At 58.2% G+C, this 22,618-nt stretch carries 19 protein-coding genes; 3 read left to right on the plus strand and 16 right to left on the minus strand.

Features of this window, described 5'->3' with window-relative positions; translation table 11 throughout:
* Positions 1-149: 149 nt before the first annotated feature.
* Entirely contained in the window at positions 150-626 is a 477-nt protein-coding gene (locus tag U5A57_RS37690) for an HU family DNA-binding protein (RefSeq protein WP_321917047.1), read from the plus strand.
* A 655-nt stretch (positions 627-1,281) separates the two neighbouring features.
* On the opposite strand, the gene U5A57_RS37695 is transcribed toward U5A57_RS37690, so the two are convergent.
* The 12 genes from U5A57_RS37695 to U5A57_RS37750 form a co-directional block, all read right to left on the minus strand.
* The gene (locus U5A57_RS37695) at positions 1,282-1,890 is read right to left on the minus strand and encodes a hypothetical protein (RefSeq protein ID WP_321917050.1); all 609 of its coding nucleotides are present in this window, start codon (positions 1,888-1,890) and stop codon (positions 1,282-1,284) included.
* The gene (locus U5A57_RS37700) at positions 1,891-2,361 is read right to left on the minus strand and encodes a hypothetical protein (protein WP_321917052.1); all 471 of its coding nucleotides are present in this window, start codon (positions 2,359-2,361) and stop codon (positions 1,891-1,893) included.
* A 692-nt stretch (positions 2,362-3,053) separates the two neighbouring features.
* The gene (locus U5A57_RS37705) at positions 3,054-4,115 is read right to left on the minus strand and encodes a maleylacetate reductase (protein ID WP_321917054.1); all 1,062 of its coding nucleotides are present in this window, start codon (positions 4,113-4,115) and stop codon (positions 3,054-3,056) included.
* 39 nt (positions 4,116-4,154) lie between these two features.
* The gene (locus tag U5A57_RS37710) at positions 4,155-4,451 is read right to left on the minus strand and encodes a Dabb family protein (protein WP_321917056.1); all 297 of its coding nucleotides are present in this window, start codon (positions 4,449-4,451) and stop codon (positions 4,155-4,157) included.
* 160 nt (positions 4,452-4,611) lie between these two features.
* Complete coding sequence (gene mmsB, locus U5A57_RS37715) at positions 4,612-5,820, minus strand: multiple monosaccharide ABC transporter permease (protein WP_321917058.1); 1,209 nt, start codon at positions 5,818-5,820, stop codon at positions 4,612-4,614.
* A gap of 1 nt (position 5,821) precedes the next feature.
* Complete coding sequence (gene mmsA, locus U5A57_RS37720; RefSeq protein ID WP_321917085.1) at positions 5,822-7,351, minus strand: multiple monosaccharide ABC transporter ATP-binding protein; 1,530 nt, start codon at positions 7,349-7,351, stop codon at positions 5,822-5,824.
* Between the two features lie 90 nt (positions 7,352-7,441).
* Entirely contained in the window at positions 7,442-8,512 is a 1,071-nt protein-coding gene (gene chvE, locus U5A57_RS37725) for a multiple monosaccharide ABC transporter substrate-binding protein (protein WP_321917061.1), read from the minus strand.
* A gap of 85 nt (positions 8,513-8,597) precedes the next feature.
* Entirely contained in the window at positions 8,598-9,686 is a 1,089-nt protein-coding gene (locus U5A57_RS37730; RefSeq protein WP_321917063.1) for a Gfo/Idh/MocA family oxidoreductase, read from the minus strand.
* Positions 9,687-9,710: 24 nt separating this feature from the next.
* The gene (gene iolG, locus U5A57_RS37735; RefSeq protein WP_321917064.1) at positions 9,711-10,703 is read right to left on the minus strand and encodes an inositol 2-dehydrogenase; all 993 of its coding nucleotides are present in this window, start codon (positions 10,701-10,703) and stop codon (positions 9,711-9,713) included.
* A gap of 39 nt (positions 10,704-10,742) precedes the next feature.
* Positions 10,743-11,624 (minus strand): sugar phosphate isomerase/epimerase, encoded by an 882-nt coding sequence (locus U5A57_RS37740; protein WP_321917065.1) that lies wholly within the window; start codon positions 11,622-11,624, stop codon positions 10,743-10,745.
* An 18-nt stretch (positions 11,625-11,642) separates the two neighbouring features.
* Positions 11,643-12,590 carry an intradiol ring-cleavage dioxygenase gene (locus U5A57_RS37745; protein ID WP_321917067.1) on the minus strand — a complete coding sequence of 316 codons (948 nt, stop codon included), beginning with the start codon at positions 12,588-12,590 and terminating at the stop codon, positions 11,643-11,645.
* A 145-nt stretch (positions 12,591-12,735) separates the two neighbouring features.
* Complete coding sequence (locus U5A57_RS37750) at positions 12,736-13,650, minus strand: LysR family transcriptional regulator (protein ID WP_321917069.1); 915 nt, start codon at positions 13,648-13,650, stop codon at positions 12,736-12,738.
* 411 nt (positions 13,651-14,061) lie between these two features.
* Here U5A57_RS37750 and U5A57_RS37755 point away from each other — a divergent pair, with 411 nt between their 5' ends.
* Positions 14,062-15,102 carry a LacI family DNA-binding transcriptional regulator gene (locus U5A57_RS37755; protein WP_321917070.1) on the plus strand — a complete coding sequence of 347 codons (1,041 nt, stop codon included), beginning with the start codon at positions 14,062-14,064 and terminating at the stop codon, positions 15,100-15,102.
* Between the two features lie 85 nt (positions 15,103-15,187).
* On the opposite strand, the gene U5A57_RS37760 is transcribed toward U5A57_RS37755, so the two are convergent.
* The 4 genes from U5A57_RS37760 to U5A57_RS37775 all read right to left on the minus strand — a co-directional run bounded on the left by U5A57_RS37760 (position 15,188) and on the right by U5A57_RS37775 (position 21,294).
* Positions 15,188-16,372, minus strand: a complete 1,185-nt coding sequence (locus tag U5A57_RS37760; protein ID WP_321917072.1) for a porin — start codon at positions 16,370-16,372, stop codon at positions 15,188-15,190.
* Positions 16,373-17,135: 763 nt separating this feature from the next.
* On the minus strand, positions 17,136-18,938 hold the full coding sequence (locus U5A57_RS37765; RefSeq protein ID WP_321917074.1) for a hypothetical protein: 1,803 nt from the start codon (positions 18,936-18,938) through the stop codon (positions 17,136-17,138).
* A gap of 439 nt (positions 18,939-19,377) precedes the next feature.
* Positions 19,378-20,460, minus strand: a complete 1,083-nt coding sequence (locus tag U5A57_RS37770) for a LuxR C-terminal-related transcriptional regulator (protein WP_321917076.1) — start codon at positions 20,458-20,460, stop codon at positions 19,378-19,380.
* 48 nt (positions 20,461-20,508) lie between these two features.
* Positions 20,509-21,294, minus strand: a complete 786-nt coding sequence (locus tag U5A57_RS37775; protein ID WP_321917078.1) for a hypothetical protein — start codon at positions 21,292-21,294, stop codon at positions 20,509-20,511.
* A 303-nt stretch (positions 21,295-21,597) separates the two neighbouring features.
* On the opposite strand from U5A57_RS37775, the gene U5A57_RS37780 reads away from it, so the two are divergent.
* Complete coding sequence (locus tag U5A57_RS37780) at positions 21,598-22,077, plus strand: type II 3-dehydroquinate dehydratase (protein ID WP_321917080.1); 480 nt, start codon at positions 21,598-21,600, stop codon at positions 22,075-22,077.
* Positions 22,078-22,618 lie beyond the last annotated feature (541 nt).

A 22,618-nucleotide genomic window follows, 5' to 3' on the forward strand; every position in this document is an offset into this window, starting at 1 on the left:
TGGCGATGAAGAAACGGCTTGCCAGAAGGCGCTTTCCTGTTGCGAATCGCGAAAACCGTTGATACGCTAAGCGCCAGCTTAAGACAGTGCAGTAACGCGAGGCGTCGTGCACCGTCTTAAGCGGTTCTCAACTTGATAGAGGATTATTCATGGCAACGAAGACCGCAACGAAAGCCCCGAAGGCTGCAAAATCGGCCGCACCGAAGGCAGCACCGAAGGCAGCACCGAAGGCCGCAAAGCCGGCAGCCAGGAAGGCCGCGCCGAAGGCTGTTACTCCGGCGAAGAAGGCTGCGACCAATGGCGTACTCAAGCCGCTGAAGGAAACGTTCACGAAGGCGTCGTTGGCAACGCACGTTGCCGAGCAAGCCGGTGTCGATCCGAAAGCAGCCAAAGCCGTTCTGGCTGCACTCGAAGACACGATTCTGGGCTCGGTGCATAAGAAGGGTGCAGGTGAGTTCACACTGTCGGGCCTGGTGAAAATCGGCGTCCAGGCTGTCCCGGCGAAGAAAAAGCGCTTCGGCAAGGACCCGTTCACGGGTCAAGAGCGCTGGTTCGATGCAAAGCCGGCAACGGTGAAGCTGAAGATTCGCGCGCTGAAGAAGCTGAAGGACGCCGCCGCAGCCTGAGGCCCGTTGCGACGTTGACAGGAAGCCCGCCGAGCGGGCTTTTTGTTTTCAGGGCACTGCCACCGTCATCGAGGCCAATCATGTACTGCTTGCGGGAACCCTAAGCCGCGCGGAACCCACAACAGTGCGCCACAATTGCGGCACGCGTCGGCCTCAACCACCTCAAAATATGCACATCGACGAGGTCAAACTTAAGGGGCAACTAGCGGGCGCGATTGCGACGACGAAGTGAGCGCCGAGTGGCCCATATGTGCCGGCCCATGACCGGACACCCGCTACGATCCACCGTCACATGTTGGGAACCATTGCTGCCGCTATACTTCCCAATGCGCGGCAATATCCACCAGAAACGCGCTTCATGCCGGGAAAGTGTGAGGAAGGGAGATCAGCACATCGACAAGTTCAGGTTTAGCGCCCCAATGCCTACTGGTACTTTCGGAGACCCCTTCGATCTGAAGGACGTTGGACCACGCACTTTCGTGGTTAGAGCAAAGGCGACTGAATGCGAACGCTCGGCTAAGTTTGAGCTTCTGACGGACGAAGCAAGGCGGCTTCATCTAACCTTCCTCGGCTACATCGATTGAGCAATGCTGACTGCGCACCTGCCCCGACTCGGCAGGCAGGTGCATAAGACGGTCATGCTGCTGTGTCGCAACTACGATTCGTGGAGCTTCTTGCAGACAGCCGCCCAGACGCCCGGAGTGCGTGACTCAATGTTTGCGGCAATCAAGGTCGGGGCGCGAAAGAACGCGCGTGGCAGCGTAGTCCCGCAGACGCTGTCCCAATATGCATACTGTCTGCCCGCCACGATGATCGCGCCGCGCTGATGCGCCTCTTTGACCAGTTTCGCGATCACCGCCTTGGACGGTGGACTAAAGCGCTCATCGAAGTTCTCCGAAGCCCAAGGATGAATCTGAGCCATCGCTACGTACCTCGCTATATGCTGCGGCCCGAATCGTTTTACTAGGTCGCCAACCTTTGGCAAAACCCAGTCGTACATTCCTTTCGACGCACCGGGATGAAGCGAAGACATTGGCCACCCTTCTACGCGATACCTGTGATCGTCCAATGTACTTGTCTTACCGTACCCTGGGTTCGCGAGCAGCAAGATCACCTTTGCGTTCTCGATATCTCCATCATACGGATGCGGACCAAGTTCATCGTGAAGCCGATACGCTGCGGCACTCTTCGATCCCGCGATCCGCGCGTTATATGACTCAACTGCCGCGCGGTCTAAGTTCTCATATAGTCTGGAATCAAACATTCAATTCTCGCAGATAGCTTTGGCCGTATCTTCACCATATGAGTCCGGCATGATTGGATCGAAAACCATTTCGTAGCTCTGATATGTTCTCGCCACAACAGACGTCCCATCGGACTTGTATGCTGCATCAGCCTTTGACGCGGATGTCCAGTCGCGACAGTTATAGACCTTACGGGAGATCGCATAGTCATAATGTTTCCCCATGACCTTGCCGCCACTATTGATGCGAATGAAGGCAGTACGGATTGGCCCATTTGTTTCGATCCGTTCGGTGTTGTAGGCCATCATTTCGTTAACCTGTACCCAACTGGCTTGCGCCGAAACGGACACAAGGGACAATGCCGCGATCAGTGCGGCGCAAATCGCACGCGATTTCATGATTTCTTTTCCTTTCTGGAAAACGGGCGAATCCTTACTGGCCGCGCCTGTTGTGCCTGTCGCGCGCGAAACGCGCTCGAATACAGATGACATGTCAACTATATTCTTGATTGTAAGGATTTTGTATGCGACAAGGCATCGCCAGTGAATGCTTAAAGGCATCCGCGCGAAGCATGCGGCAACGCGCCACAGATCGAGCGCTTAATCTAGAAATCTACAGGTAGTCAATGGGTCGCCTTGAAGCCCGCGCGGCTACAGCCTACACGCCTATCCCTCAAAAGGCGGTTCTCCGACAGCAAGCCCCAAAAAGGACCCCACAAACGCTCGCTGAAGACGTGTCGGGCTCAAACAGAGGAGGCCTTTTGAATGTCCGCAAAGGAACGTACAGCCATCCCACAGCCCCCAATCACCGACCGTCCTCTATGGCCGACAACTTGCCGACCAATTCGGCGGGGAGAGTGTCCGTTGCACTCCGGAAGCTGTCATTACGGCGCACGGAGTCAGAACGACGGCTCAGGGTCGTGTATGGAAGTTCGAGGCCGATATGCGTCAGGGTGTCCGCCGAGCGCCGTCGATTTGCTGGTTCCGGCCATTTTGCGACATCGGCTGCGTCACATATCGCCCCGTTGTGTGCCTCCTTTTCACCAATAGTCGCACAAACAGCGCGCCTACCGAAAATGTGACGTGACGGAGAAGGGTTCGAGCGTTCTAAGTGACCCATCGGCGCCGCTTAGTGCGCGACGGCTAACCTCACGCTGACCACCGGACCACGAAAAGGTCCGCAGTCAAGCCCGCGGCCGGCAACCTTCCCAAGCCCGGTGCAAGAGCTCGCGAAGCGGACGAGCTTCCACAGGTCGCGGATTCCAGTACGGGTCGGACATAGCGACATCGCATGCAAGGTCCAGGTCCTCCTCCCGCAAGCCGATCGCCCTCAATCCATCGGGCACTCCAAGCTCGCGATTCAGCTCATAGAGTCCACCCGCGGCATCGCCTGCATCGAGCGCTCGGGCAATGCGCGCCATAGCATCGGCTGCTGCGACACTGTTATATGCAAGCGCGTGCGGAAGCACGATGGCATGCGTCTGCGCATGCGGCAGATTGAACGTCCCACCAAGTGTATGGCACAGCTTGTGGTGCAACGCCATGCCGACGTTTCCGAGAACCGTGCCACAAAGCCAGGCTCCATAGAGACACTCGCTGCGAGCCTCCATATCCCGATTGTTCTTTTTGACACCTCTAAGGCCCTTCGCGAGAGAACGAATTCCCTCCTCCGCCATCATGGCCATTACCGGATTGCCGTCCTTGGCGTACAAGCCCTCCGCAGCATGTGCAATGGCGTTGATGCCACTCACAAACGAAAGCTGCGCTGGCAAACCTGCGGACAGCTCCGGGTCGTAGAGGACCGTCCTCGGCAGAACCTTCTGGTCACGCCCGGTACGCTTCAGGCCCTCTTCCGTTATGCCGTAGATGGGCGTCATCTCTGACCCGGCGTACGTCGTCGGGATTGCAATAATCGGTAGCGACGATTCAAGCGCAATGGCTTTCCCAAGGCCAATCGTCGAGCCGCCCCCGATGGCCACCGCGCAATCAGCGCCGACCTCTTTGGCAAATTCTCGAGCACGGCGAGCGTTTTCTATCGGCACATGCATCTGTGCGCCGTCAAAGACGCCCGCACTCGACGGCCCAAGCAGCGAAGCCACTGTCTCTGCCTCGGCTCTTTGCTGCGGCGTGCACAAAACAAGCGCCCGACGTGCTCCCAGCGTTTCAACTTCCTGCTGGATCAGCTTCATACTCCCCTTGCCGAACACTACGCGCGAGGAATGAGTCGTATAAGTAAAGTCGTACATGGGGTGAGTGTTCCGCTATCTGTCCAGCAGATGGGGGCATCAGACGTAGTCAACCTGATGCCGAGCAATCCGGCAGTCTCCGAGCACCTGCTTTACCCGCAAGTGTTCCGGGTGGGACGCGTAAGCTTCGAGGTCTGCCTGGCTCTCGAACTCGGTGTACAGCACAACGTCGCACGCATAGTCGACCTTGCTTACATCCATACCAACTTCCAGTTTCGTCAGACCCGGAATCCTCCCGGCCAGACTTTCAAATGCAGTCTTGACTACCAGCGCCGTTTCCTTCTTCTGTTCAGGCGTTTCGCCTCGAACGTCCCACATAACGATGTGCTTGATCATGGCCCTTCCACCATTTGATGCCTGGTTCTCAAGCAAGCGACACACCTTGCGAAGTCTCAACTGGCGCAGACTCTGATCTTGTCGCTTGCCACTTCTTCATTTCGGACGCAGGTCCGCCCGCAATGGATTGTTGTGAATCGCACCCGCGAGAGCGCATCGCTCACGCCTTGTTCTTGTTGTAGACATCGACAAACACCGCCGCCAGCAGCACGATTCCCTTGATGACCTGCTGATAGTCCACCCCGATGCCCATGATGGACATCCCGTTGTTCATCACGCCCATGATGAACGCGCCGACAACCGCCCCAACAACCTTACCCACGCCGCCCGACGCCGATGCGCCGCCAATGAAGCAGGCCGCAATCACATCCAGTTCGAATCCGGTACCCGCCTTCGGCGTACCACTATTGAGGCGTGCGGCAAAAATGATGCCCGCGAGAGCGGCGAGGATGCCCATGTTGACGAACGTGAGAAAGCTCACGGCAGGTACGCTGACCCCAGAGAGTCGTGCTGCTTTCGCATTTCCGCCCACTGCATACACGCGGCGCCCAATGGTCGTACGGTTCATCACGAACGTGTAGACCCCAATCAGCACTCCCATGATGACGAGCACCGTCGGCAAGCCACGATAAGACGCGAGGAGGTAGCAAAAATAAACAATCAGACCAGTCAGCACGACATTCTTTGCCACGAACATCGAAAACGAGCCTTTGCCCACACCATGCTTCGCCGCACTTGCGCGATGACGAAGCTCAATCGCGAAGAATGCGGCACCGACCAGGACTCCAAGCACAATGGAAGTGATATGGAGTTCCTGCCCACGGAAGACGTCCGGAATGAATCCCGAGCTGACAGCCGCAAAGCTATCTGGAAACGGGCCAATCGACTGCCCCTGAAGGACCAGATTGGTCAACCCACGAAACACAAGCATCCCTGCCAGCGTCACGATGAATGACGGCATGCGCCAGAACGCAATCCAGTAACCCTGCACCGCGCCGATGAGCGCACCAGTCGCGATACAGATGACGGTAGCCAGCACGTAGTTGACGTTGAACTGAACCATCAATACTGCGGCGAGCGCACCAACAAGTCCTGCCGTTGAGCCAACCGACAGGTCGATATGGCCAGATACAATCACCATCAACATGCCAAGGGCCATGATGACGATGTAGCTGTTCTGAAGCACAAGATTGGTCAGGTTCAGCGGCTCCATGAGCACACCGCCCGTCGCAATCTGGAAGAAAATCATGATGACGATAAGCGAGACAAGCAGCCCGTATTCGCTGGCGCCACGTCTAATCGCGTCGATGAGTTCACTTTTCTTGACCTCGGCTTCCTGCGGAGCCGTTGGCGAGAGAGCTTTACGCATTTCAGATGCCTCCATTTCGCATAATTGCCCGCATGATTTTTTCCTGCGAGACTTCTTCCGACGTGAACTCGCCAACGAATCGGCCTTCGTTCATGACATAGACGCGGTCGCACATGCCAAGAAGCTCAGGCATCTCCGAAGAAATCATGACGACGCACTTGCCCGCCGCAACCGCTTGATTGATGATGCTGTAGATTTCGTATTTCGCTCCCACGTCAATCCCGCGGGTGGGCTCGTCGAGAATCAGGACATCAGGCTCAGAGAACAGCCACTTGCTCAACACGACCTTCTGCTGATTGCCACCGGACAGATTGCCCACCACGTGAGAAACGCCTTGCGCCCGGATGCGCAACTTCCTGAGGAAGTCAGTCGCAACGGTAACTTCCTCGTGCTCGTTCACGACACCGTATCTCGACACGCCAGCGAGATTCGCGAGCGAAATGTTTGTCTGGATATCGTCGTCGAGGAGCAAGCCGTTGCCCTTGCGGTCCTCGGTGACATAGGCCAACCCGGCATTGATGGCCTTCCTTACCGACGACACATCGACCGGCTTACCATGGATGAATACCGAGCCACTGATCTCCTGGCCGTACGCCCCGCCGAATACGCTCATCGCCAGCTCAGTTCGTCCTGAGCCCATCAATCCGGCGATGCCAACGATTTCACCCGCACGCGCGTTCAGGTTGACGCCCTTGATGACCGCGCGGTCCCGTTGCGTAGGGTGTTGAACGCGCCAATCCTTGACTTCAAAAATAATCTCGCCAACATTGGGCGTCCGCTTCGGATAGCGGTCAGACATCTCTCGACCCACCATCGCCTTGATGATGCGGTCCTCGCTGACGGCTTCCGCGCGACAATCCAGTTCGTCGACGGTCGAACCGTCGCGGATAACCGTGATGCTGTCAGCGACCCGGGAGATTTCGTTGAGCTTGTGCGAGATAATGATGGAGGTAACGCCCCGCTCCTTCAGGTCCAGTAGCAGCTTGAGCAACGTATCGCTGTCTTTTTCATTGAGGCTCGCCGTGGGCTCGTCCAGGATGAGCAGACGCACCTCTTTCGACAGTGCCTTCGCGATTTCCACCAGTTGCTGCTTGCCGATTCCAAGAGTGCCAACCGGGGTGTCCGGAGAGTCGCTCAATCCGACTTTCTGCAACAACTCCTTCGCACGGGCACGAGAGCCTTGCCAATCGATAACGCCGCGGCGGGACTGCTCGTTACCCAGAAAGATGTTCTCAGTAATAGACAACATTGGAACGAGAGCGAGTTCCTGGTGGATGATGATGATGCCCACCTCCTCGCTGTCGGTGATGTCGGAGAACGCGCGCTCCGCCCCCTCATACACGACCGCACCTGAGTACGAGCCATGCGCGTAGACGCCGCTCAGAATCTTCATCAACGTCGACTTGCCTGCGCCGTTCTCACCGCAGATGGCATGAATCTCGCCCTTTCTGACCTTCAGATTGACGTTATTCAAGGCCTTCACCTGGCCAAATGCCTTCTGGATGCCATTCATCTCCAGAATTGTGTCCATCTCCGTATCCTCGTATTCCTTGCGCTCGATGCCTGACATCAGAGCGCCGTCATTGGCTCATTTGTCACGGCGCTCCGAGCCACACCGCGGTTACTTGATTTGCGCCGGCGTGTAGTAGCCGCTGTTCACGAGCAGCGGCTGGACGCTGTCCTTGTCGACGAGAACCGGCTTGACCAGATATGTCGGGACAATCTTCGCGCCGTTGTTGTAGCTTTTCGTGTCGTTCACAGGGACGGTCTTGCCGGTCAGCGCGTCATCCACCATGTCAGCGGTAACGCTTGCGAGCTTGCGCGTGTCCTTGAATACGGTCGTAGTCTGGTCGCCCCGAACAATGGCCTTCACATTCTGGACATCCGCATCCTGCCCGGTCACCACAGGCATAGGAGACTGCGCGGAACCGTATCCCACACCCTTAAGCGACGAAATCACGCCGATTGCAATTGCGTCGTTCGGGGTCCACACGGCATCGAGATGGTCCTTGCCATAGAACGCGCTCAGCAGGTTATCCATACGCGACTGTGCAGTCGCGCCATCCCAGTTGCGGGTCGCGATTTTTTCAAACGCCTCCTGCTTGCTACGAATGACGAACTTCCCGCTGTCGATATACGGCTTGAGCACTGACATACCGCCCGCATAAATCATGTGAGCGTTGTTGTCGTCTGACGAGCCGCCGAAGACCTCAATGTTGTACGGCGTCTTGCTCCCTTTCTTTTTCCATGAGTCAACAATGCTCTGAGCCTGCAACACGCCAACACCGTAGTTGTCGAACGTGGCGTAATAGTCGACGTCCTTTGTCTGGCTAATCAGACGGTCGTACGAGATGACCTTGATGTGCTTCTTCTGTGCATATGCCAGAGCGTCGGAGAAGGTCTTGCCGTCGATGGGCGCAATCACCAGCGCCTTCACACCCTTGGCGAGCATGTTTTCGACCTGGTTCACCTGCGTGGGAACGTCGTAGTTCGCGTACTGCAAGTCGGCCGTGTAGCCCTTCGCTTTCAAGGCATCGACCATGCTCTTCCCGTCGGTGAGCCAACGCGATTCGGTCTTGTCCGGCAGCGAGATGCCGATGACGCCCTTGTCCTGGGCGTAGGAGGACGTCGTCATTGCAGCAAACCCGACGCTGAATCCAACAGCAACCACAACACGCTTGATGATGTTCATCTCTGTCTCCTAAATTAGGACTACATATTTATTTGAAAAGTCCGAGCGATTTGGTCACTGGCCGCGTTCGGCGGCCAAGTGTCTCTTACTCAATAAAGACTTCCGCCCCAGCCTGCTTCGAAGAGGCGAACATGGCCTCGATGACGCGACTGATGTTGTATGCCTGCGTAGCGGGAACGACTGACGACGTACCGTTACGTAATGCGTCGAAGAACGCGTTCGATTCGCGGTCGAAGTAAACCGGGTTACCGATTTCTGCAATATCGGGCGAATACTCCGTCTTCTTCGTGGCCCAGATTTCCGGGAAGCTCGTTTCTTGCCACTCGGTCCAACCCTCCGGGTAGTCACCCTTACCGGCGTCGTAGATTTTGTAGCTGGCCGGCAAAGACCGCGAAGACATAATCCCCTCAGTGCCATATGCCGTGATGTCCCAACTCTCTGTCCATGGCAACACGTCCCACGACATGAAGTCGATGGTCACAATCTTGTCTTCATAATTGAGCACGGCGCCGGCCGCATCTTCGCGGGACTCGTCACCATGAAAGTTCGGGAACTTCGTGATGCGCGCATTCACCGACCGCGGCGTACCAAAGTGGAGAAGAATGCGGTCCACCAGGTGGCAACCAATGACGAATACAGCGCCACCGATATCACCCGGCTGCGTCATGTGCGCAGTGCCAGCTTCATCGTGCGAGCAGCCGCCGTGCGCGCGCACCTGAACGACTTTGCCAAGGCGCCCGCTCTTCAGGGCTGCCTGCATTGCGTCGACCGACGGCGCAAAGCGCCAGCAGTAGCCAACCTGAAAGAGCCCGCCCGTGCGCTCGACGGCTTGCGCGATACGGCGCGCGTCTTCCGAGCTGCGCCCCGCCGGCTTCTCGCACAGCACAGCCTTGCCAGCCTCGAGCGCTTCGATGGTGAGGTCCGCCATCTTGTCGCTCTTCGAGTGCACGAGAACGACATGCACGTTGTCGTCGGCGAGTATTTCCTCTTTCGTACGAACCTCGAGTCCCAGCGCATCCACGAACGGCTTCAGCAACGGGCTGGTGTCCCAGGCACCGAGCATCCTGGCATCGGTCCGACGTTGAATCGCCTTGACGCGCCCCGACGTATGGGGGTGCGTGATACCAAGGCATGCGACGCCTACCGTTTCACCGGGACCAATCTTTCGTGTCATGACGAATCTCCTCCAGCTGAATGGTTATACCTTGACCGCTTTGCCGGACGTCGCTGATTCGAGCGCGCATTCGGCGAGACGCAAAGCTTTCAGGCCATCGTCAACCGACGTCGGCAGCGGCGTGTTGTTGTTCAGTGCATCGACGAACGCCTGCAGCTCGCCCTTGTACGCCTCAACATAGCGCTCGAGGAAGAAGTTGAGCAGCGGCTCGCGCACGTCGGTTGCGTCCTTCGTCCAGCGGCGGATAGTCGAAGGGCGCAGGTTTTCCTGAAGGAGCATGCCCGTGGAGCCCGACACCTCCATCCGCTGGTCGTAGCCGTAGACAGCTTCGCGGCAACAGTTGATGTGGCATTGCTTGCCGGACGCCGTACGCAGCTGGACCATGACCGTGTCGAAGTCGCCCAGCTCCGCGAGGGACGAGTCGACGAGGCGGCTTGCCATTGCCATCACTTCCACAGGTTCTTCGCCGAGCAGCCAGCGAGCCATGTCGAGGTCGTGAATGACCATGTCTCGGAAAATCCCACCCGAATGCTCGACATAGTCGCGCGGAGGCATGCCGGGGTCACGGCTCGAGATGACGACCTGGCGAACTTCACCCACGTCACCCGCATCAATTGCCTTGCGGAAGGCCTGGGAGGTTGGGTCGAAGCGGCGATTAAAGGCGAGCATCACGCGGCCTCGCTGACGCTCCACTTCTCGTGCCGCAGCCAGTGACTTGTCCATCTCGAGGTCAATGGGCTTCTCGCAAAGAACCGCCTTGCCGCGCGCCACGGCTTCGAGCATGAACGTGATGTGTGTGTCCGTCGGCGTGCCAATGACCACCGCGTCGATATCGCTGCGCTGCAGGACGGCCATCGGGTCCGTTGATGCTTCGCAGCCGAGGCGTTCAGCCAGCGAGTTGGCCGCACTGGCAAACGGGTCGGCCACAACGACGAGCTTGGCGTTCGGGATTGCGGCGGCGTTTGCAGCGTGAATGCGGCCGATGCGGCCAGCGCCAAGTACGGCTATACGAATCATGTTTGTCTCCAGAGATGATTGGTTTGAGCGATGAGTGCGTCAGACGGTGGCGCCTGCCTTCGTCGAGAACTGGGCGATAGTGGTGTCGTAGGCACGCCTGGCCATCTGCTCGAGCGGCAGCTTTCGGAACGGTTCGGAAATCAGTTCGACGCCGTAGTACGGCAAATCGCAGCCGGCCTGTTCAAGTGCCGCGACAAACGCGCGACAGTCAGCCACCCCTTCACCACACAGCTTCCGATTGAACGTGGAGTCGTCCAGCAGCGTACCTTTGACCTGTGCAGCGACATCGTCGAGCTCGACGCCCTTAATGAAACGCGCCGGGATGTTCGCGACCTCGCTGTAGGGGCTACCAAAGCGGGCAACGTGCCAATTGTCGACCATCAGTCCGCCGTTCGGCTGGTTAGCACCTTCAGCAATCTTCAGTGCGTCCCCGATGTTCCGGATGACCGAAAATGGCATGAATTCGATTGCGACCGTTGCACCGACCGCAGCGACGTCTTCGCAGAGCTTCGCGAATTCGTCCGTCATACGTGGGAAGTCGGCCGGGCTCTCGTCGAAAGGACTCGCCCCGATTTTCAGGTTGCGCATGCCAAGCTCGGCGCCCAACTCGATGACACGGCGACGAAAATGGTCTGACCTGGCACGCGGCTCGCCGTCGAGGTACCAGTCCATGAGGATTTCGAGTTCGAAATACTTCATGCCCGTGTCCTCAAGAATCTTCTTCACGCCGGCGACGCCGTGCTGTTCGACGCTGTACTCGAGGTCGTCGAGGATGAGGCCAATGCCTCGCCAGCCAGCCCGCGACGCAGCCTCCGCGCGTTCACGCAACGGAAACGGACTGATTTCCGTCGGCGCGCCTGGGTAGACATCGCCAGCAAGCGTCCAGTACGCGGCAAGTAGTTCTTTGCGTTTCGCGCTCATTTGAAGGTATCCAGTGTCTCAGGTTAAATCGGAGTGTTTGGTGGCGATGACTCTCATCGCGCTCACGGACGGCGCGAGGGTGAAGTCCCACGCCACAGACCAGAACGGCGCTGCGCATCCAACCTGTCTCGCGACCTCGAGGTCATCGACCTTCTTGAAGTCGGCGATTAGCTCGCGCTTGACGCCGAAGACCGCGTCTTCAGGGAGGTACGGGCAGTCGGGCGTGAAGATGTGTGTAATCACGGGCTCATAGCCGGGCGCGGTTACGATGAAGTGCAAATGCGCGGCACGGTTGGGGTGGCGGCCCATTGCGCCAAGCAGCTTGCCGACTGGGCCGTCTGCGGGAATCGGATAGTGACGTGGCTTGACCGATTTGAACCAGTAGCGCCCTTCATCGTCCGACGTGAACACGCCTCGCAGATTCGAATCCGGCTGGATGCCCTTTTGTTGAACGTCGTAGAAGCCATCGTCGTTCGTCTGCCAGACTTCGAGCTTCGCTTCCGGAATCGGATTTCCGGCTATGTCGGTGACTTTTCCTGAAACAACGAGCGGCTCACCTTTCCCATCCAGGCAGATGTTTGCGCCGTTTTCATACGCTGGCGCGTCCGCGACGTAGAACGGCCCGAGAATCGTATTCGGCGTCGCACCACTCGGACGGCGATGGTTAATAGCGTCAACCAGCATCGAGACACCGAGAATGTCCGACAGCAAGATGTACTCTTGCCTCCACTCGTTGCACATCTGGCCCGTCTCGGTCAGGAATCGAATTGCCGAGAACCACTCTTCGTGTGTCGGCTCGATTTCCTTTACCGCTTCGTGAATGTGCTTCACGAGCACGGACATGACCTGCTTGAGCCTGGGGCTGATGTCCTGTCCCATGCGCGCGTTCACTACGTCCGCTGAGTGTTCTTCTTCGAAATACGGAGAGGAGGTTTGCGAAACAGAGGTAGTTGCGGCCTGATGCATTGAGTGTCTCCTTCAATGTTTCTCTACAGCTTTGAAGGAAGTCTATATTCGCTATTGCCGGCAAAACAGAGCTGAAAAGGGAATCTCTTTCGCACTTGGTGGGAAACTGTCCCACGTATTCCGCGCCCAATAAGTCAGCACGTGACTACTCCGTCCAGAGCCGCTCGAACTCGTTCTTGCGAAAGCGTTCGAGGAGCGCATCAATGAAGAGACGAACCTTGACAGGCATGTGCGAGCGCGTCTGAAACGCTATGTTCATTGTGAGGCGAGGCAGGTCCCATTCATCGAGTACCGGCATGAGCCGACCTTCCTGGATGTCGTCGTACACGATGTACTTAGGCTGGACGAGTATCCCCATGCCATCCAGCGCCGCAGCTCGCAGGATTTGTCCGTCATTGGATTCAAGCAATGGCTTCACCTTGACAGCGACACACTCGCCGTCGCGCTGGAATGCGAGGTCGCGAGGATTGTCGGCGAGCCCATAGTTCAGCAGCTTGTGCTTGCCAAGCTCTGCCGGGAATCGCGGTGAACCATGTGCTGCGATGTAGCTCGGCGCGGCGGTCAATACGCGCCGCGTTGAAGCAAGCCTTCGCACGGTAATGTTGCTGTCCGCTTCGAGGACCTTGGTTCTGACTGCAACGTCAATCCCGTTCTCGATGATGTCGTAGTAGCGATTGGCAGCGACAACATCAACAGTGATGTCCGGATAGCGCGCCGTAAACTCCGGAAGCATGGGTGCGATATGCAGCATGCAAAAGGAAAGCGATGCCGTCACCCGGAGCAACCCACTCGGCCGCACCGTTGCATCCTTGACCACCAGTTCAGCTTCGCCGAGGTCTGCAAGGATGGATTTACAGCGCCGATGGAACTCCTCCCCTGCTTCCGTGAGGCAAAGATTCCGGGTTGTCCGTCGCACGAGTTGCACACCAAGGCGACTCTCGAGCGAAATGAGATAGCGACTTGCAGCAGATATGGACAGGTCCACAGCCTCGGCCGCCCGACTGATGCTACCTGTCTCGGCAACCTCGACGAACAGCTGAACTTCCTTAAACTGGTCCATCTTTCCACACCATCCCTGTCATCCGCGTGTTCGGCACGGGGTCACGCGCGCAAGCGCTAGTCGCTGACCCGCTCGCTGCCGTGCCCGGTTAGAAGAATACGTCAGCACTAACGTGAATAGCGCTGACAAAATCCATCACAAATCCATCAAAACCGGGGAATACCCTACCCCAATAAATGCGGCCGAGTCGCATCCGGGCATCAATATGAGACCACAGACTTCAACCGGTACGCCCCGTCTATGCCCCCTGGTAAGGCTTTGCGCCGCTCGCAAGCTGTAAAGCCTCGCCCCCTTGCCAGCTACACGCTTGTTCAAACGCGCAATGCCTCCGAGCTGTTTGCGCCTGGTCGGCCACACCGCGCTGCTATATCATCAAACAATCAAGAGGACATCAGTTGAGAGACCCACGTCATGGCCCATCGCTTTCTAATCAAGGAGATAGCCCTCCAGGCGGGGGTAGGCGTCGCTACGGTTGACCGCGTACTTAACAACCGCGGGACGGTTCGCGAGCAGACGAAGAAGCGCATTGAGCAAGCCATCAAGGAACTCGAGAAGCAGGAGCTCTATTCGGCATCGGCCGGACGAAAGCTTATCGTCGATGTCGTTGTCGAAGCGCCTGCCCGGTTCGCTGAAGAAATCAGGGATGCTCTGGAGGCTGAACTACCGACTCTACAACCAGCCATCTTTCGTCCACGCTTCCTCATGCGCGAGACAATGACCACTCCAGAAGTCGTTGAAGCGCTTCGTGCAATCGCACATCGTGGCAGCCACGGGGTCTTCCTGAAGGCACGTGACGTACCTGAGATTTCTGATGCAATCGGCGACCTCAAACAGCGCGGCATTCCTGTTGTCACGACATTCACCGATATTCCGCTGTCAGGTCGCATTGCCTATGCTGGTCTGGACAATCGGGTCGCGGGTGCGACAGCGGCATACCTCCTCGTGCATTGGCTAGGTGGCCAAACAGGCAACGTCCTGATTACGATGAGCGACGAGCGCTTCAGAGGCGAGGAAGAGCGCGAGATAAGCTTCCGGCGTTCATTGCGGGCCCGACATCCTCAACTTACCTTGATTGACGCGAGCGGTGGTCACGGACTAGACGAGACCACGGAGAAGCTCGTCCATAAGGTCCTCAGTGCGAAGACTGACATTCTGGCGGTCTATTCGATGGGCGGTGGCAATCGAGCAATCTTGCGAGCACTCGATGCACACGGGAAGACGCCAAAATGCTACATCGGGCACGACCTGGACCGGGACAACATAAAACTGCTGCGTGAGGGCAAGATACAGGCGATTCTGTACCACGAACTTCGGCAAGACATGAGAGCGGCGTGTCAGCACATCATGCATTTCCATAAGATGTTGCCGGCCTCGGCAGTCTCACATTCGTCGTCGGTGGTTGTCGTGACACCGGAAAATATCCCCGACCACATCGCCGCTAGATTTCGATGACAGGAATACGTCCGTCACAGGCGACCAACGCTCCACGCAACGGAGAGAGCCAGGGACACACTCCCCGCCCTCTCTCGTCGCGAATTCAGAATTGGGTGGCGATTCCTGCAATTACGCCGAACTGGCCCTGACCGAAATTCGGATTGGTGCTCGACGGGTTGCCGTTTATCGGGTCGTTGTTTGAGTTCGCGCCATAGAGCCCACTATTGAGTCCAAGATTGGATGTCGCGCTGTTGTGCAGATAGGCGAATTCGGTATAGAGGAGCGTACGCTTCGACAGCGAATAGTTTGCGCCCAACGTGAACATCGTGGCGTTGCCGTTTCCGTTGTTGGCATTTGCGTGATACACGGCTCCGGAAATTGCTAAAGCCGGCGTGGTCTGCCAGATTGCGCCAACCCATTCGTGATTGACTGCGGTCGGCAGCGATGTCCCAGTCGGGAGCGTGGTCGGCGTCGCGCTGCCAAAGTACCCCTCGTTTGAAGCGTCCGGCGCACTCAGATGCTGATACCCGACGTAGGCAATCACTGGCCCGAACGCATAGCTCGCTCCCGTCAGAATGGACCTCGACGTCAGATACACGTTGCTGAACTGGCCATTTGGGTCCCGGACTTCGTCGTAGGTTGCTTGCCAGAACAACCCGCCCCGCTGGTACGACAACTTGATACCGTCTGACCGACCTTGCGCACTTCCGAGGCCGCTGGAGGCACCGAGCTGACCGGGCGCACTCCCCGGATTGCCTGCGTTCCATGTCGACGAATTGGTCAGGTCATATTGCCCCTGAAGCGTGAACCCAGCAATCTTCGGCGAGAGATACTCGACTCCGTTCGCTGCCTGCGAGAAAATCCGGCCTCGCACCAGCGTACCGATTGAATACTTCTTCGTCTGCTGTGGGTCGACGTCACCGGAATATTGGCTGATTTCAGCCGACCCCATATTGCCGAATTTGACTTGGCCCCAGGTATCATTCTGCAAACCGACGGTCGCCTGGCCCTCGAAGAAGCTGCCGTTCGCGAAGCTTCCGTTTTGCGTGTTGAGTCGGGACTCCAGCTGGAAGATAGCCTTCGTGCCGCCGCCCAGGTCTTCTGCGCCTTTCAGACCAAATCGCGATTGTGCCCAGCCACCACTCTGCGCGCTAAACGCGTTTCCCTTCGGCAAGCCAGTTTCATACTGGAGCCCATTGTCGACAATGCCGTATAGCGTCACGCTGCTTTGAGCATTTGCGGAAACTGCGGCCACAGCCGTCACTATCGCAAACAAGGCCTTCTTCATTGCGTCTCCTTTATATAGCAGTACATAATTTTAGTTATCTAAGACGAGGCATATCCTCGTCTCAACGATTCGCACACACTTCTAAGTGACCGCCCTCTTCAGCCGTCTTTATTGTTTTGGCGAGTGTATATTCGCGAGGCGCGGCGACACAGAGCTGCGCGAGGAATCTATTTCCCGGAAAGTGGGAAAATGTCGCGCCGATACTAGAGATTCGTCAATTGACGGTCTTCTGGCAACTGAGGGCACGGGATCCCGCCGTCTGCTGTGTTCGCAGGTGCGGAGCTTCGGTATATCGAGTGCCAGGGACCGATTGGAGATGAGTCCCGGTGAACTTGCAGAGCACCGCGAAGCTTGTGCTCGAAAACACGGTTCTCTACGCGCGACTGCTTTTGCTCCATGGGCGACAGGTCGACGTCCAGTCGCTCGTCGCGCCATTTACCCTCAAGGGCAAAAAGTAACGAGCTACCTGTCTCGGGTCGCACCCAGCCGTCGAGCAGTCGTGGGCGCGGTGTCACCCATACAAATCGGATTTGTCAGCAGCCGGCCAAGAGGAGTCATCAGTTGCGGCCGCAATTTGGACATTCGCGCGACTGCTGCGCTAGGTCAGCGGTCATTCGATAACCGAGGATGCGCGTCGCGTCGCCGCGCAGAAGCTGCTCGGTACGCCACCCGTCAGCCAGACCTCCTCCGACGCCTAGATCATCGTTGTGCGCCCAATCGGCGTCAGCCAACGAGGCGCGTAGATGCAGCCTCCGTGCCCTGCCTACTGCCCCGTCGTGATGACCTGCGGCAGTACGGGATCCGGCGGATAAAATAGCTTCGTCGCACCGGACGACGTATCAATGACCTCCAGACCAATGGCAATCTGGCACTGCAACGTCTGGGTCACGGGTTGCACGACGGGGCGCACCAGGATCTGGTTCAGGACGCCGGGATTGTCGATTGACCCCGGGGCAAGGGTGGTATTTCTCACGTCGAGTGATGCGGACGCCCCTGGGCTGAGCGAAAGACTGGAGACGAGCGGCTGTCCGTCTGCGTTGGTGACGGGCTGGCCCTGCGCATCAACGTAACTCAACTGGACCGGACACGAGGCGGTGCCCGTCGAGACATTGACCGCGCTGAGCCGGGCGAGCTGACCGGCACCTAACCCCGCGAGCCCGTAGGGGTTGACCTGAGGAACGACCGGCCCCGGGGGAAAAACCGGCACTGGGGGGAATATCGGATCCGGAGGAAATACCGGCCCTGAGGGGTATATCGGATCCGGCGGATAGGCGACCAGCGTGGCGCCCGAGGCCCGGTCGATCAGGTTCGCACTCGCGCGAAGCAGGCATAAGGGAGAGTTGCTCGTGACGACGGGGCGTACCAGCGTTCGGGTCGTGAGTCCAACCGCACTATCGGACGCCGGCATGTCAATAGACGCGGCGGCACCCGACGCGAGCGAGATGGACGTGGTTGGCGCGCCATTCACCGCCAGCGGATGGTTCTGGTCATCCACAAAGCCGATTGTCACAGGACAGGTTCGACCACTTCCGAGGGCCGGCGTGACGTTAAGCACGCTCAGCCGCATGCTCTGGCCAGCGACGAGGCCCATCACCGCGAACTGCGGGCGGAACGGGGCAAACGGCTGGAAAATCGTCGGGTCCTGCGGTTGAAACACCTGCGTTGCGCCCGTTGCGCCATCCAGCACTTCCAGCCCCAGCGCAACCTGGCACTGTGCGGCCAGCAGGGGTGGCGCGCCGAGCCGTTGAACAACCGGAGTCAAGCCTGTAGCACCTTGTCCCCCGATTGAGGGCTGCAGTTCCAGCGTCGTGGAGGCGCCCGGTGTGAGGGCGGCCTGCGTCACGAGCGGAAGACCATCGGCATTGGTCAGCGCCTTCCCGGCTGCATCCACATAGCCAAGCTGGATGAGGCACGAATCGCCTTTCACCGCTGTCGTGGAGATATTGCTGGCGGTGAAGCGCGCAACCTGACCGGGGCCAACCCACTTCAGTCCGAACAGATTCAGTGGTCCGAGGGAACCCGGGGGCAAAATCGGCTGAGGGGGATAGGCCACCCGCGTGACTCCCGCTGCGCTGTCGAATATTTCCGTACTGGCGCTGAGCACGCAGGCTGCAGAATTGCTCGTCACGACGGGGCGTATCGGGAAGCGTCCACCGAAGCCAGTGGCATTGGCCGGTGCCTGAAAGTCAAGAAACGTTGACGCTCCCGACGCGAGCGATACGGAGGTCGTCGGAACGCCGTTGACCGGCAGCACCTGCCCCTGGCCGTCGACGAATCCCAGTGTGGCGACGCACGACGTCGGCGAAGACTGCTTCGCGGTGAGATTGACAACACCCAGCCGCAGGGTTTGCCCCGCGACCAGTCCCGTCAGCGCGAAGGGGGATTCAACCGTCACCACAGAAGACGAATTGCCGTTTGCGAGGCCGGGCAACGGAATCGACAGCGCGCAGAAAAGCAGTATCGTGAAGAACGGGATCCTGTTCGTTGGGCGACGCTTGACAGGCGGGTGGAAAGACAGCCACCCGGCCGGTTCGCGATGCGCGCGAGCCGCTCCTCCGGATGGCATTCGGGAACCCCTGCAGGGGGGCTGCAATCTTGGGTACAGAAAGAAGTCGGGATCCATAATTTACCCCTTGAAATCAGGTTGACTGATGCGAGAGGCACCCCTGCGGGATGCCAGCCCAGGCACGTAAGCTGCCCCGCCACCTGTCGACGACCTGGCAGCCAGACAGTTAATTTGCAACGACGCTTTTTATAGGAATACGAACGATCGTCGCGCACCCAATGCCAATGGCAAAAAGCCGCGGGAAGGACGGGCAGTGGACTTGAAGATGTTTGCTTTCGCGGGTTTTGCGCGGCATTCGAGGATGCGTGGCGGCACCGAAGCGGGAGTCGTCCGGCGAAAGCACCATGCATGGACAGTGCTCGTCGCGACATTGATTGTCGTACTTCAGGGAACTGCAGGTACCCCCAGCGTTGGGGGGATCTGGGGCGGGCAGCCCGGACTACCGCGCGGCGAATATCATCTGATGCGCTTGCCGTAGCCTGAGCGCGAGCCCATCCACGCTGTGGGTATCCAGTCGTTGATAGATCTGCCGGACGCTGTCTGTGACGGTACTTTCCTTAACATTGAGGTCCGTCGCCACAGTCCGGTAGCTGGATCCGCACGCGAGGCGCGCGGCGATGAGCTGCTGGCGGCCACTCAGTCCCGCGACGTGGGCACCCGAAAGCATCTGCAGGATCGTCGGCTCCTGATGCTGGCAGGACAACACGCACCCTGCATCGCTCTCGAGCGGATAGGCTCGCCATACGAAGCGCCCCCAGCGGTTCGCGATCTCAGTCACCGCAGGTTGTCCACTGCGGCCGGTGGTCGCAAGCTTCAGGCGAACAACCAGTTCGTTAAGAACCGGGGCAAGGCACGACATGGATCGTCCGTGCTCCGTGGTGCAATCAACGGTTTCCAGAACGAGCCGTTGCGCAGCACCGCTCTGGTGCAGGATGCGGCTATTCCAGTCCACGATCAGGACGCAGGACAGGTCGCTATCGCCGAAGGACACGCTTGGCAGTGGTGGATGCCGGATTGCGTGGCCAAGGTGTGCGCCAAACACATCGACCGCCCGGTACTCGGCATCTGAGAATGGCCGGCTGCCCCGCTCGCGCACGAGAATCATCGAACCCCAGCCTCGATCGCCCTGGCGCGCCACCACGTGAATGAAATGCCGACCGTTACAGGGAACGAGTACCTCGTCGTGGAACTGACTACGGCACAACGCGCTATCGACATCGGCTGAGTTCCGGAAACTGTGACGCAGGGACATCCAGTCAGTGAAGTCGCCGATCAGGCTCGACACTTCGCCCGTACGCTGCAATTCCTTGTAGGCGGGAAGGGTCGCATAGGCAGCAGGGCATTCGCTGAAAACCCGTGCGAGCTGGAACTGTTCGTCGGCCCAGATAAAGTGCCCAAAATCCGCACCCACGATCTCCCGCGCGGTGCGAAGAATGGAGGCGATGACCGTTTCGCTGGGCAGGCCCAGGGCGCAAAGGTGCCGGAGATAGGCTTCGGCCCGCGTGCGGCTCGAGTTACGCATAGCGGTGTTCCTCGACCGACCGCGTGTGAGCCACTGTCGAACAGTGCCCTAGTGATTGATGGACAGCGAGTGGTATTTGCTGTTGGCCAGGCTTGCTTGCGTCAAGGGAGGCAGCGGATTCACGCTATTGCCCGCAAGGGACACTGACGCTGACGACACCGATGCGAAAGAATTGCTCTGGTCATAGTGTTCCGTAATGGTCGTCTTTGTGCTGGGTGACACGCCGGGTGAATAGCTCTGTTGCACCTGTCCGCTGCTTTGCGTCACAGGACCTAGTTGCGTCAAGGTGAGTTGAAACGTCAGGTTATCCGTGCTGAAGAGGACGTCGGTAGCCGTATAAATGGTGACCTGCATGGGAACCTGGGCGGATGCCGTCGCGGCCTTTGGCACCTGACCAGCATTGACCCCGCCCGCAAATGACAGATTGATGCCATCCACCTCGCCCGTCTCCTGAATATAGACCCCCTGGCATGAGTCGTAGCGATTTATCTGGACGATGGCGGAGTTGACCACCGGATTATTCCCGTTATTGTTGACGTTCTTTTCTCCGGAAGCGGCGAATGAAATGGACAACCCGGAATAGCCGCACGCGTCGTAAGAGATTCCTGATGCTTGTCCCTGGGCACCGATCGAGGAAATAGAAATGTTGTCATTCGTCGCATTCGCGCCCGAAAGTAGCCCAAATAATCCAAACACAGCAACGGCCGTGCGACCGGCCAGGGTATACACAATCGCACGCGGGCAGGTTTGCAAATGACGTCGCATGATAACCTCGCGGAGGTGACAATAAAACGTTCTGGAAATTGAAGACTCGTGGGTAAATGCGAATTGCATGAGTTAGCGTAGTTGGCAAAATTGCGCCACGCAGACAAAGGGCAGGTCGAATCCGCCACTGAAAATTAAAGTGAATACTTCATTCGTTTCTCACTTATTCAGCATTGCGAAGGAAGGGTATCGTGTAGATTGCAAGTCATCAGCGAAGGCGATTTACCTCGCGTGAAACCGCTTTCGCTGCAGGCAGGAAACCGGGACCGCTGTCGAGGTGTACATCACGCTGCTGGCGCTCGCCGAATAGACAGGCTTGAGTGAGTCAGCGCATCCAGGGCGTCTTACCGGATGGAAGAAGGAGCAGTCACCATGTGGCGAATTCTGCTGATACAGGGCGCAAACATGATTCACCTGGGCAAGCGTGAACCCGAGATATACGGCAAGACGACGGCGAGCGAACTCGACACCATGCTCCACCAGCACGCACACTCGAAGGGTTACGAGCTGGAGATTTTCTACACCAACGTCGAGGGAGAGGCGATCAATCGCATCTATCAAGCCGTTGAAGAGAGTGTCGACGGCCTCGTCATGAATCCTGCAGGCTTCAACTATGCAGGATATGCACTACGCGATTGCGTAAAGGGCGCAGCGCTACCCTATGTGGAAGTACACATGACGAATGTCGAAGCACGCGGAATCAGGTGTTTGATTGCCCCGGTCGCGGATGGCGTGATCTTCGGTCTTGGGGTTCATAGCTACATTCTTGGATTGGACGCCATGCTCTATTTGCTCTCGAATTCACCCGCGGGCACGCGCAAGAGTCGCGGCGGCCAATCCGGACAGGCGTGAGCGGTGGGTCTCTGAAGCAGCATTCCCCCTGGTGAGTCAAACAGCGGCAAGGACGTGTGCTGGACGTAGGCCCCGGGCGGAAGCGCCATTCGTCGGGGGTAGCGTTCATACCGAGATGGATGACCGGTTAGACCGAATACTTGTCCGCGAGTGGCCGTACCGAGCGGCCGTTTGACTCCGAGCACCTGCCATTACGCCTCTGACGACTCGACCGTCGGCAACGGGTCGGTTTCGGGCCACCGCGTCGGGCAGTGCCCGGCCGATGCACGTCGTTCGACGCTCTGCCAGTCTGGTTCCGCCAGCATCCCTGAGCGGTCACTCACGGATCGGCGCCGACATCGGAGGTGTGTCGGCCAAATCAAAGCAGACGCACTCCGCGATTTCCGCGGCGGATCACCGCGAGCGGATCTGACAAATTCACTCACTCGGCACTGGGAAAACGTCGCTGACGCGACACGCGTCGCTTATCGTGGCCATGCGACCGACCATCTGCGGATAGCGAAGGGATTGAGCGGGCAAGTGCAGCACGGCGAGCTCGCCG

This window comes from Paraburkholderia sp. J11-2 (assembly GCF_905220185.1).
GTDB lineage: Bacteria > Pseudomonadota > Gammaproteobacteria > Burkholderiales > Burkholderiaceae > Paraburkholderia.